10 protein-coding genes are annotated in these 12697 nt (G+C 68.7%); 9 read left to right on the forward strand and 1 reads right to left on the reverse strand.

Annotation, left to right across the window (positions count from 1 at the left end):
• Positions 1 to 17 precede the first annotated feature (17 nt).
• Positions 18 to 4598 (reverse strand): FtsK/SpoIIIE domain-containing protein, encoded by a 4581-nt coding sequence (locus tag ACTFAP_RS08695; RefSeq protein ID WP_500468690.1) that lies wholly within the window; start codon positions 4596 to 4598, stop codon positions 18 to 20.
• A gap of 281 nt (positions 4599 to 4879) precedes the next feature.
• Between ACTFAP_RS08695 and ACTFAP_RS08700 the strand changes: the two genes are divergently transcribed.
• From ACTFAP_RS08700 to ACTFAP_RS08740, 9 genes are all read left to right on the forward strand, one after another.
• The gene (locus tag ACTFAP_RS08700; RefSeq protein ID WP_030725286.1) at positions 4880 to 5185 is read left to right on the forward strand and encodes a WXG100 family type VII secretion target; all 306 of its coding nucleotides are present in this window, start codon (positions 4880 to 4882) and stop codon (positions 5183 to 5185) included.
• Between the two features lie 163 nt (positions 5186 to 5348).
• Entirely contained in the window at positions 5349 to 5651 is a 303-nt protein-coding gene (locus tag ACTFAP_RS08705; protein ID WP_500468691.1) for a hypothetical protein, read from the forward strand.
• Positions 5648 to 6922, forward strand: a complete 1275-nt coding sequence (locus tag ACTFAP_RS08710) for a putative T7SS-secreted protein (RefSeq protein ID WP_500468693.1) — start codon at positions 5648 to 5650, stop codon at positions 6920 to 6922. The genes ACTFAP_RS08705 and ACTFAP_RS08710 overlap by 4 nt, the downstream gene beginning before the upstream one ends.
• A gap of 10 nt (positions 6923 to 6932) precedes the next feature.
• Entirely contained in the window at positions 6933 to 7598 is a 666-nt protein-coding gene (locus tag ACTFAP_RS08715; protein WP_495684110.1) for a hypothetical protein, read from the forward strand.
• The gene (locus ACTFAP_RS08720) at positions 7595 to 8215 is read left to right on the forward strand and encodes a hypothetical protein (protein ID WP_495684111.1); all 621 of its coding nucleotides are present in this window, start codon (positions 7595 to 7597) and stop codon (positions 8213 to 8215) included. Before ACTFAP_RS08715 ends, ACTFAP_RS08720 begins: the two co-directional genes overlap by 4 nt.
• A gap of 16 nt (positions 8216 to 8231) precedes the next feature.
• The gene (locus tag ACTFAP_RS08725; RefSeq protein ID WP_495684112.1) at positions 8232 to 9185 is read left to right on the forward strand and encodes a hypothetical protein; all 954 of its coding nucleotides are present in this window, start codon (positions 8232 to 8234) and stop codon (positions 9183 to 9185) included.
• A 262-nt stretch (positions 9186 to 9447) separates the two neighbouring features.
• Positions 9448 to 10185, forward strand: a complete 738-nt coding sequence (locus ACTFAP_RS08730; protein ID WP_500468694.1) for a hypothetical protein — start codon at positions 9448 to 9450, stop codon at positions 10183 to 10185.
• Positions 10186 to 10602: 417 nt separating this feature from the next.
• Positions 10603 to 11397 (forward strand): DUF8017 domain-containing protein, encoded by a 795-nt coding sequence (locus tag ACTFAP_RS08735; protein ID WP_495684114.1) that lies wholly within the window; start codon positions 10603 to 10605, stop codon positions 11395 to 11397.
• Between the two features lie 311 nt (positions 11398 to 11708).
• A complete protein-coding gene (locus ACTFAP_RS08740) occupies positions 11709 to 12626 on the forward strand; it encodes a DUF8017 domain-containing protein (protein WP_500468695.1) in 918 nt (305 codons plus the stop codon).
• The last annotated feature ends 71 nt before the right edge of the window (positions 12627 to 12697 follow it).

A 12697-nucleotide genomic window follows, 5' to 3' on the forward strand; every position in this document is an offset into this window, starting at 1 on the left:
GGGCGACAGCGATCGGCTCACGGCACCGGAATCCGCACCGACACCGGCGCACCGTCACCGAGATGGAGAATGCCCTGGCCCGGCTTGGGCTGCGCGACGGCCACACTGCGGGAAAGCTTCGCCCCGATGAGATCTCCGTGCCGGTGCGACTGCGGCGACAACAGCACACCCCGGCGGGCCTTCTTCACCTCGGCCTGCCAGCCGGTGAATCCGGCGCACACACTCTCGGCGTCGCCCGCGACCACCACGGCCCGGCCCGTCTCGCCGCCCCGCGTGACAATCGCCCGCAGTTCCTCGTCCGCCTTGCAGCGGCGCAGATCCTCCGCGTCGTCCATCAGCAGAACGATTGGCTCCTCACGCGAGGATGTCCCCATGACCTCCCGCAGTTCGGCCCCGCTCATCTCCGCTTCGGTCAGCACCGCCAGAACGCCCGGCCGACCCTCGAGATCACGCATGGGCGACTCCCGGGGGGCCGAGACCACCACGCGTACTCCCTTGCGCAACAGGGACATCGCCAGCAGGTGCAACACCGTGCTGCGGCCGGACTTGGCCGGCCCGGCGATGACGAAGCTGCGGATGCCAGTGCCCAGGTCCGGGCCGAAAGCGGTCAACTCGTCGCCGCCCACCCCGACCAGACCCCACAGCGGAGCGTCGGACGCGGCCGGGTCGCGCATCTCCCATGCCGCGTCGAACGTGAGCCGCTGCGGCAGCACATCCACCCGGAAGGGCCGCCGGGCGCGGGCGACCTGCGCGTCGCGCCGGGTGACCTGCTCGGCGATCTCGGTCAGCGCCGCGGCCTGACCCTGTCCGCTCACGTCCTCGCTCAGCACGGCGACCTGGCTCTCCCCGGCCGAAACCGCCCGGAACATCCGCCCCTGCGGCATGTTCTCCGGAAGCTTCCGCGCGTTGAGTCCAGCTGCCGCGTAGTCGGTGCGATCCGCCATCCGGAAGACGAACTTGTCCTCGCTCAGACCACTGATCCGCCCGGCCATCAGTCGCTGATCCCCCGTGATGACGGCGTGGATGCCGACGCTGGCGCCCTCCCGCATGATGAATTGCAGCTGATCCGTCAGGGCGCCCAGATCGATCTCCCCCAGTGTCGCCGTCCAGCCCTCCCAGCGGTCCAGCAGCACCACGATGTGCGGCAGCCGCTCCCCGGGAGCCGCGGCCTGCCGCTGCTCCGTGATGTCCGCCAGGGCGTCCTGGGAGAGCAGTTCCTGGCGCCGCAGGACCTCCTCCTCCAGCCTCTTGAGCAGACGCTTCGCCCGGTCGACCTGGCTGCGCGCCACCACCGCGCCGCAGTGCGGCAGCTTGGTCAGAACGTTCAGCGCACCGTTGCCGCAGTCGAATCCGTACAGATGGACGTCCTCGCTGGAGTGCGTCAGCGCGAGGGAGCCCGCGATGGTACGCAGCAGTTGGGAGCGGCCCATCCGGGGCGCACCCGCCACCAGCAGATGACCGAAGGTCTTGAAGTCGATGGCGAGCGCGCGGCGGCTCTGCTGTTCCGGCAGGTCCTCGATGGCGTACGGGACCGCGGCGAGCGGTCCGGACGCCTGGGCCCGGGGCAGGTCGCTCAGCAGGATCTGGTCGGGCAGCGGTGGCAGCCACGGGCTGTGCTGCGGCGGGAGCCCGAGCCGCTGGTTGGCGTCGATCACGGTCTCCACCAGCACCCGCAGATCGGTGTTGACGTCCTCCGGCGCCCTTCCGGCGCCCGCAGGGCGCTTCTGCTGGGGCCGGCCGAGGCCCGGCCACAGCAGATCCGTGGACCAGGGCCGGGCGATCGCGGGGTCCGCGGCGCCGGGGCGCCGGCCACCGACACGGCCGGATTGGAAGGGGACCAGCGAGGCGTGGCCGAGTCGTACGTAAGCGCGGCCCGGCGTGTTCTTGGCGATCATGCTGGCGTCGGGCGCGTCGATGACGTCGGTGGACTCGGCGGGGTCCGTCACCCGCAGCGCGATCCGCAGGTTGGTGTTGGCGCGGATCTCCGGTGAGATCACACCGGAGGGACGCTGAGTGGCGAGCAGCAGGTGGATACCGAGCGAACGCCCTCGTTGAGCGATATTGACCAGGCCCTTCACGAAGTCCGGCAGTTCGCGGACCATCGAGGCGAACTCGTCGATCACGATCAGCAGCCGGGGCATCGGCCGGTGACGTCCTGGCTCGCGCCGGCACAGATCCTGGTAGTCCTCGATGTCCTTGGCGCCCACCTCCGCCAGGATGTGTTCCCGGCGGGTCAGCTCGGCTCCCAGCGACCGCAGGGCCCGCTCCACCAGGTGGTTGTCCAGGTCGGTCACCATGCCCACGGTGTGCGGCAGTTGCACGCAGTCCTTGAACGCGGCGCCACCCTTGTAGTCCACCAGGACGAAGGTCATGTTCTCGGGGGTGTTGGCCACCGCCAGTGAGGCGACGATCGTCTGCAGCAGCTCGGACTTGCCGGAGCCGGTGGTACCGGCGATCAGTCCGTGCGGTCCGTCCCGCCGCAGGTCGATGGCGAACGGGCCGTCGTACGACTCGCCCAGCACGGCGACGGTGGACTGGCCCCCCGCTTGCCAGCGGGCCATGACGGAGCCGGCCGTGGGCGGCTCCATCCGCAGTACGTCGAGCAGCCGACTGGCCGCCGGGAGGCCGGCGTCCTCCGCCTCCGCACTGATGTCCCGCAGCGGGGACAGCGAACGTCCCAGCAGATCCGTCCACTCCGGCGCCACGAGATCGGGGCGCACGCCCCGGATCCTGGGTTTCTTGGCCTGTTCCACCCGGAGCCGGTCGAAGGAGGAGGCAGCCGGCTGCGAGGTCTGTCCCACACCCGGCCAGGCCGGCGGCCCGCCCGGCGCTCCGAACCCGGCGCCCGGGGGCTGGCCGGTGACGGCGGGGGGCTGTCCGTAGCGCTGGAACTGCTGGTACGCCTGGAGCTGGTAGCCGGGCTGGAACTCCCACGCGGCGTGACCCGCGCCGGTGTCGCGCGGCTCGGCCACCGCCACCGCCTGGCACTCGCCGGGCAGAAAGCGTTCCTCGTCGTCGAGACACAGGGAGTACATGGAGACGCCCGGGCCCTCCTTGAGGAGACGGATCACCCCAGGAAGCGAGCGCAGCCGACGTGAGCCGTCGAAGACGATCACGATGTCGGGGTCGCCGAAGGACCCCTTGCCCCGGGTCTTGCGGCTCGCGGAGAGACGGCCTTCCAGCAAGGAGCTCAGCTCGGCAAGCCGGGCCCCCACCGTCTCGGCGTCGTTACCGATCAGGACGTGGGCGTCCTGGTCCGCGGTCGGCCTGGAGTGCGGCAGCCAGCGCAGCCATTCCCAGCTCGACTGCCCACCTGAGTCCGTCAGGACATAGAACTGCACATCGAGCGGACTGTGCAGGACGGCCAACTGCCCCACCGCCCAGCGCCCCATGGCACGGGCCATGTCCCCGGGGGCCGCGAAACCGACAACGCCGTGCTCGGCCAGGGGAATCGTGACGGGGGCGTCCGCGATCCGCCAGGTGACCTCGCGGCGGTGCTCGTCCTGTTCAGGATCGGTCAGGACCACAGCGGAATCGAGTTCAGCCGTACCCACCCGCAGCAGCAGATGGTCCTCATCCGTGCGACGGCGCTCCCACAAGCGGGTACGGGGGCCGGTGGCCGCGGACAGGACGGTGGCCGGATCAGGGGCGATGTGACGGCGGATGTACCGCTCGGCGATCAAGGCCGCCTGAGCGTCCCGCTCGATCCGCTCCTTGGTCTCCTTGTACTCCCTGACCGTTTCCGCGTGCTTCTTACCGCCACGCTTCTTTTGGTAGTAGTAGTTGCCGAACAGCATGATCGGGGTCAGCACCGCGAGCAGCAGGAAGATCCACCGGTCCCGGATGATGGCCAGCATCACGGAGCCGACCAGGGGAACGAACGCGGTGATCCACGGCAGCGGCCGGGGCTCCGGATCAGCGGGCTTCTTCGGCAGCCGGAAATGGTCCGGCTGCTCCGGGGGATGCAGCCGGGGCGGGCGGTTGTAGTCCAGACCGACACCGTCGTCGGACACCTTCAGCGCGGCGTCCGGGGGAAAGTACGGGGTCAGTTCCAGCAGCGAGTTACCCACCGCGATCTGGGCGCCCAGCGGCCAGTCGTGCCGTGCTCCCGGGTCCTGTGGGGCCACTCCGTCGATGGTGATGGCCGTGTCGTGGGCCTGAACGGAGGCCGTACCGTCCGCCATGATGCGCAGCGTCAGGGCTCGTCCGGCGAGTTCGGGGTCGTTGACACGTATGGGTACGGCTCCCTGGCCGATATCGATCCGTCCCACGCCCAGGCGGTGTACCGCGCCCGCCGCGGGGCCACCGACGACACGCAGCTCCGCGATCCCCGTCGGCTCCAACGGCGGGCAGCCGGACGGATCGCGCAGGCTCACCACGACACCCTCACGCAGTGGCGACCGCTCCAACGACAGGGCGGGATCCACCGGCGCGCCGTCGACGAACACGGGTACCATCGCCGGCTGTTGCGCGTAGGCGCCGAGCAGGCCCAGGAACTCGGGAATAAGGTCGGCCACGGCGATCTGAGGGTCGGCGTCGAGCACGCCGTCCACTCGATGGCCCGCTACCGGATCGACGACGGTCAGGGACAGCCGCACTGCTCACTCTCCGAATGGTGGGGGATTCGCTCGTGATGTCGGCCAACTTAGCCGACCGGCCCACGCGCCTCGGCGGCGAGTTCCGGACCGTCTGCGACCACCTTGTCATGGGCCGGCCCAACGATTGTCACAGCCATGTACCACGACGGCATCAAGCCATGTGCCCGCGCGGCGTACCGACGTACCCTGAGGTGCGGAACACGGGGGCCGCTCGGCCACCACACTGACCGTTCTTCGCGGTCGCCGGGGACGGTGCCGCACATCGAGGAAAGGGGCCTACTGTGGCCACCGACAAGCTTTCTCTCACACCCGATGACATGCGGGACTTCGGCGCGCATCTGCAGGCGGAGCAGGAGCGCTTCGAGCGAGAGCTGGGAGAGCTGAAGTCCCAGGTCAACGACCTGACTTCAGAGGGTTTCAACACGCCGCAGGCGTCCGAGGCGTTCGACGAGGTGTACGAGGAGTTCACCACCAACGTCACGCAGCTGCTGGAGAGCATGGGTGGCCTGGGCAACTTCCTGATCATGGCCGCCGACGGCTTCGAGGGCCAGGACATCGACTTCGCGGCGGCGGTCAGCGGCAGCTGACCCCTGCGGGGCGGCGGAAGCCGCCCGTCCGTCTCATCCTCCCGCTGGGGGGCGGCACGCTGCGAGGAGCGCGCCGCCCCCCAGCGGGCCATCGTTGTCCACTCTCCACCTCACGACATGTTCCATAAGGGGGACCGCCGGCATGGGCGGTAACACTGACGAGATGCGGGCCGATCTCGAACGTATCCGCGAGTGTGCGGACGCGATTCTGGGGATTCACGACACCTTCGCCAACTCGGCCAACCCTGCCGAGGGTTATGGCAAGTCAGAACTGGGCGCCACCACGTTGCTCGACGCGTTCGACGAATTCGAGGACAACTGGAGCATCCGACGCGGCAAGCTCACCGACGAACTGAAGGCATTGGGCGACATCGTGGCCGGCGCCGCCGAGATGTACGAAGGCATCGACCGCGAACTGGCACAGGCGCTCCGGGACAACGACGCAGTGCGGGAGGGGGAATCGTGAGCAGGTCATCCGCGGGGGGCGACTGGTCACTCGTCGGGGAGTCGAGCGATCCCGTCCCCGGCGATCCGGAAGAGGTCGCCACCCTGGGCCGGGAGCTGCGGCAGATGGCGGACGCCATCCAGCAGCAGGCCAGTGAGATCGAGGCGCTGGCCAACGTCGACAACTGGAACACCCCCACGGCGGTCGAGTTCAAGGACAAGGCCGATGGGACCAGCGACCGGCTGCGCAAGGCGTTCGACCGCTACGACACCGCGGCCAAGGCCCTGGGCACCGAGGTCAAGGACTTCGGCGAGGACTACGAGGACCACACCGAGTACGCCTCCGAACTGCACCGCGCCCAGCTGAAGGCGGACCGGGCGCTGTCGGACGCGGAGGAGGCGGACCAGGACCTGCGCACGGCGACCAATGCCCTCGATGCGCTGGACGACGATGTCGAGGACGACGACCCCGACAAGACTCGGCTGGAGGACAAACAGGAGGCGGCCGAGGGCACACTGAGTACCGCCCGGACCCTGATCTCGACCGCCAAGCAGATCCGCGACAACGCGGCCGACGCCGCCGCCGGAGCCATTCGCGAGGTCATCAACAACGACGGCATGAAGGACAGCGGTTGGGACAAGTTCCGCAGCGCACTGTCGGTCGTCGGCACCTGGGCCGGCCGAATAGCTGCCGTTGCCGGATTCCTGTCCCTGTTCCTCGGCTGGGTCCCGATTCTGGGACAACTACTCACCATCATCGCTATCACGGCCAGTGTCGTATCGCTGATCAACAGCGTGGTCCAGTACGCCTCAGGAGATGGCAGTCTGCTGGATGTTGTGCTCGATGTCGTCGGCGTAGCGAGCTTCGGCGTCGGTGCCGCATTCCTGCGCAGCGGTCGGCTGGCAGCGGGTGCTGCCAGGGCGACGGCCCGACAGGTATACACGACCGCGGCCCGCAGAACGGGCAATGTGCGTCAGGCGATGAGCAACGCCGGAATCAACGCCCCCAGTGGCGCGGCCATGCGCCGGGCCATCGATGCGATGCCGCCCCGCCGGATGAGCAGCCTTCCGATGCCGTCCTCCATGCGCAACCCGTTGACGTCCATCGCAAGCCGGTCGGACAGGAACATCGGGCAGATCGCCGATGAGTTCAGCCGAATGCCGGCCCAGGTTCTCCGTCACCCCGCAGTGCAGGCCGCGACCCAGAATTTCAACTCCCAGGTGGCGGGCTGGGCCGCGACGACGGGTATCGCAACGGGGGCGGCCTGGTGGGCCGTCGGCCGGGGACTGTGAGGAGCACACCATGACGATTCCCGCACAGCGAGTGGACCGGGGACGACCGGCGGAGGCGCCGTCGGCAGCCTCTGCGCCGGCGGAGACTCCGAGTGACTATTCGCTGATCCTTCCGGACGGCTGGTATCGCATTTCGCTCGATCCCGAACAGTGCGCCCGTTCCGTGGACGCTCTGCTGGAACGGCAGTTCAAAGGCACCGACAACCAGCCGCACGCGAAACGACAAGCGCGCGACGCCCTGCTCGACGAGGCCGACCGGGCGATCGGCAACGGCGGTATCGAGATGTACCTGTGTCTTCAGGAGGCCGGTCCGATCACCCTTCCTGCCAGCCTCTTGGTCACGCTGGCACCCGAGGCCTGTGAGCCGGACACTTCCCTGGAAGAGGTGTCGAGAGATCTGGCGCACCACGGCCCGGTCGGAACGGAGGCGACAGTCGAGAACCTGCCCTCGGGGCCAGCCGTACGCACCCGCAGCCGCACCGAGTCAGCCCGTGATGAAACAACCGGCGAGGTGGTGTACAGCACCGCGGTGGACTACTACCTGCCGGTGCCCGGCACCACTTCGTTCCTGGTCCTGTCGTTTTCCACTCCCCTGGATATGATCGCCGACGCCCTCGTCGGGCTGTTCGACGCGGTGGCCAAGGCGTTTACGTGGAGGGGAATGAGTACCGCATGAGGATTCCGCCCGTCATCACACTGGACTACCCCGAGCCGTGGTTCCCGGTGCCGCTCGAACCGGACACCAACCTCGACAGCTGGGCCAGGCGACACGCCGAGCGGCTGATCGAGGAGACGGCCCAGGCCGGGGAAGACCTCTCCCGGGGCTTCACCGGAAACCCCGATCGAATCGCCCGCGAGATGGCAAGTCGGGCGGAGGGCTACAGGGGCCGGGACCTCGCCCTGGCTTTCCTCTGCTACCCCCCTGGCATGGACAGCGCGGATGTGGGTCTGGAGGTCATGACGATCTATCCGGAGGAGGGAGACCCCGAGCCCACGCTGGAATGGTTCGCCGATATCTGCACAGTCCGGGAACTGGGTGAACCCCACATTCAGCACGCAGACCTCCCTGCGGGCCCGGCCGTGCGGCTTCGGCAGAACTATCTCGGTGAGAAGCGCAGTTGGTTCGGCGGACGTCCAGTCATTCGTAGCCTCATCTACGGAATCAGGCCACCCGGCTGTACGGATCTGGTGACCGCCACCGCGCTGTGGCGGGAGCCCGTCATCGACGATGTGATCGAGCAGTGGACCGACCAGATGGTGGAGACGCTGCGGGTCACGGAACCAACGATCTGAACTGAACGGCTCGAACATGGACAAAAGACAAGAGAACCGCATCGCCCTGATTCTGGCGGCCGTCCTGGCTGTGGGCATTGTGGCTGCCGTGCTGTTGTCCATCGCCTTGCGGGAGAGCCTGATTTCCTGGGCTCAGGGCTGGCCCGGTGGCCCGGTGGCGTTCCTCGTCTCCCTGGGTCTGATCGGGGCACTGGGCCTTGCCGCCACGGCGGCGGTGTGGCTCGTCCACGCCTGGCCACAGCGGTCCCCTTGGCAACCCCAGCTGAACCCGCCCGTGCGGTACGTGATCACCACGATCGGCGCCGCGGTGGCGCTGATCAGTACGGTCGTTCTGATCAGCGCCATGCCACCGCGTGATCGCGACCCGAGCGGCTGCGACGAGTTGGGCTGCTGGCTGGAGGTACACGAATCCGGCGCCTGGGTGTGGGGGCTCACCGCCCTGGGTGTGACGACCTGGCTGGCTTCGCTCATGCTGGCATATCTGTTCGCGTCGGACGCGAACCGCCGGTGGGCAGCCGTCATTCCTCAGGTTCTCATCGGCACCGGGTTGGGCGTCCTGCTCGTCACCCTCGCGAGCGCGTTCCGTTTCCAGGAGGCGTACTACGACATGGCCGAGAGCTGGCCGGGTGGGCCGCGGCTATTCCTGATCAGTGCGGGTGCCACGGTCGGGCTGGGTGCGGGCGGTTCCGTGTGGTCCTGGACCCGACGGCGGCGGCTGACCCTTTGGGGTGCGGTGCCACTCGTCCTGGCGGGCGTCGCTGTCACGGCAGCGGCGTTGTCGGTATTGATCGCTGCCCTGGCACCGCGCCGCTACCAAAGCTCTGCGCTGTGCGACGGAGGTTTCTACTGCCGTCTCGACCAAGCCCACGAAGATGCGACCACAACGGTGGCGATGGGCTGGCTGACTCTTCTTGTCGCAGTGGTCTTGATATTCACCGTTCTCGTGCGCTCCGCCAGGGCCCGCAGGTGACGCCGCATTCTGGGAGGGCCCACCCGGCTCCGTCCCTCCAAGGCCACCAACGGGAGGCTGTACGACCGGGCTGAACACTTCCGGACCCGCCATCGACAGAGGATCCATGCCCAAAGCCACCTCGGTCCCAGCCCCGTCCCCATGGGTTGTCACCGTCACTGTCCTCGTGGGGTTCCTCAGCGCTGTGGTCCTGGTCCTGGCGGTGAGGCACAACCTTCGCGCCACAGCCGGGAGCTGGCCCGGTGGCCCGACCGGATTCGCCGTGACACTCGGTTTCCTCAGCGCTCTGGGAGTGCTGGTCGCGGTGTTCTTCAGTGTGGCCGGGAAGTGGCCGCATCGCGTGGGCCCGAAGTTGCGGGTCGGCGCACGGACGACGCACTGGATCATGGTCACGGCCGGCTTCCTGAGCGCCGTCACTCTCCTGTCCCTGCCATTCTCCGGCGCGGCCGTCAGCGGATTGGTCGTCGGTCTGGTTGCCCTGCTCGCCGGGGCGTTCGTCCTCGCGGGCAACATCGGCGGTGACAACTCCCGTGAACGGCTCGATCTGATGGTCAGGATGTGCGGCGCACTGCTGTTCCTTTCGCTGTTCATCACGATGGTGGCGTCGGCCATCCTGTTCGACGAGGCGTACTTCACCCTGGCGGAGAAGTGGCCCGGAGGGCCCATGGTCTTTCTGCCGTGTGCCGGGGCCGCCGTCGTCCTGGGCATCGGAAGTACGGTCTGGGCCGCCAACCGCCGGGCTCGGCTGACACGTGCGGGAGCAACGCCGATCATGGCGCTGGGCATCGCGCTCACTACCGCGTCACTCTCCGTCCTCTTCGCCACCGCGCCCCCGCGCGACTACCGGGGCCCGGTGCTGTGCGACGAGGGGTTCTACTGCCTCCTCGACCAATCCCACAGCAACGCCGGACTGACCGTCGGCACGGGCTGGCTGGCCATCGGGGTCACCGGTGTGCTGCTCGGCTACGCAACGGTCAAAATGAAGAGGCGCAGTCGCTGATGATGACCTGCACGGGTGTTCCCTGTCGTCCGTGTTGTCTCCGGCGTACGACCGCACGGCCGGAGGGATCGTATGGCGGTCCGTCGAGTTCGGGCAGGTCACGTGCTGGTGGCCGGACACGGGAACAGTGTCCGCACCGAAAGCGGCCGGTAGGGTCGGCCCATCCTGACCGGTGGCGAGCGGACGACGATGGCGAGACGGCCGATAAACGACAAGCTGTGCGCCGCTTCCCGCAGCGACCAGCGAGCTACCACGCGGGGGCAGGACGGCAGGACGAGTGACGGGCCATCGGGAAACCGCTCTCTCTCACTGGTTACGATCGCGAGCATGACACAGCGCGACAACCCGTCCGGACCGTGGCAGGGATACCACTCGCCGTCAGGGCCGCCTTCTCCGTACGGGCCACACCCGCCGGCCGTGAAGACGCCACGGCGCGGCAAGGCGCTGGTGGTGCTGGTCCCCCTCACGGCTCTGATCGTGGGCATGGCACTCGTGGCGTATTTGGTGATCAGCGGCGAAAGGGGCCGGTGGCACAAGGACTCCGCACAGGGCAGCGTCACCGACGACACCACCACCGAACCCTGGCGGCCCGCCGGTCCCACGGATCCCCGCGTTCCGGCGCGCGCTCCGGAGGAGCCGGTGGTCGCCGACGACTGGCAGGTCGTCCTGAGCCCCCGGGGCGGGATGGCCTACGACGTACCCGCCGAGTGGAACGTCCACGAGGAGGGCAGCAACACCTTCTGGCCGGCGGACGACCCCGAGGAACACGGCTCCGAATGGGCCTACACCCTGCGGGATCCCGCCAGTCAGGCTGTGACGGCCTGCGACGGCAGAAGAATCGCCTATGTCGGCACCCGCTACATTCAGGGCGTCAGCGGTACGGAGGAAGCGGCACGGTCCGTCTCCAGCAATCTGGCCTGGGCGCTGTACGACCAAGCTCTGGAGGGCGACCTCACCACCACGGAGGCCGAGCCCTTCGAGAACGAGCACGGCGTCAACGGACACATCGCCTACTCGACCTCTTCCGACGCCCCCGAGCACGGGGAAGGTGCCTGCGCCTCGACCGAAGGGCGTGCGATCGGTGTCTCCTTCATCACTTCCTCCGCCGATATCGTCTCCTGGGGTCTGGTGGCCGATACCGGTCATGAACACGCGGTGTCGGCAGAGACGATTGAGCTGATCGTGAGCAGCATCCGCCCGTACGAGGGCTGATCGGCTTCACGCATCGCGACCCGCTTCCGAAAGCAACCGCTTCCCGCTCCCTTGGAAAGACACGCCCCGCCCCGCTTTCACCGAGTCATGGGCGCGGACCCGGGCGCCGGTGGCCGCAGGCGCGGTCACTCGCGAAACGAACTCCCCTGTCCGCGCGTCCAGTCCGCGCCTGCTGCCGTTCTCGCCCGTCCCCGCCATCAGGACTTCCACCCAGCGCTCGGTGCCGACCGCGAGACCAGGGCCTCACCCACCGTCCTCCTCAGCCCCAGGGGCCCGGGGCCGCCCCGTACCCGCTCGGTAAAGTTCCTCCCATGGGATCAGCACAGGATTCCGGGTGGGGGGCTCACGGAAGCCAGGACCCGTACCGGACACAGAACCCGTATCAGCAGCCCACCATGCCCCCCGGCTGGCCCGGCGCACCCACGCCGGTGCCGCCACCGCCGGGCAGGGGCCGGAAGGCGGCGCTGCTCGGGGTCGCTGGGGTGGTCGTGGCCGCCCTGGCCGTGACCGTCGGTGTGGTGCTCACCCGCGGCGGCGGTGAGGACGGGGACGGCGGAGCGGCGGCGGCCGAGGACGAGCAGACGCCGCGGACCCCCTCCGCGCAGGACCCAAGACGGCCGGTCGAGGAGTCCGAGGAGCCTCTTCCCGTCGTCGCGGATGACTGGCAGGTGGTCCTCAGCGACCGGTGGCACACGGCGTTCGACGTGCCCCCCGACTGGCGGGGGCCGTCGCGCGACTCCAGTTTCCGCTGGGAGACCTGGGAGCCCGAGGACCCCGACGTCCCCGACTACGCGTTCAGCCTCACCGATGTCTCCGCGGTCATCGACACGGAGTGCGGCAAGCCGGGCCACCGGCTGGTCGCGGGCACCCGGGGCGCGCAGGGCGCGACGGACACGGCGGACGCCGCCGAGATCATCGCCGGCAACCTGCTGTGGGCCAACTACGACCAGACCAGGTCGGCTTCCTTCGACGTCGGTGAGCCCGAACCGTTCGAGACGGAACACGGCATCACCGGCCACATCGTCCGGGCGACCATCACCGATGTCCCCGACGGCATCCCCGAGCGCGACTGCCCGGTCACCGACGGCATGTCCATCGCCGTGTCCTACCTCAGCCCCAACTCCGACCTGGTGGGATGGGGTCTGGTGGCCGACACCGGCCACGACGGCGAAGTCGACCCGGACGTCATCGAGTCGGTACTGAGCAGCATCCGGCACTACACCCGCTGAGCGGCGCACCACGGCACAGGGCGGGCGTCATGGCCGGTGACGGGACCACGGGTTGGTAACACCTCCGGGCC

It is taken from the genome of Streptomyces sp. PH9007 (assembly GCF_059813725.1).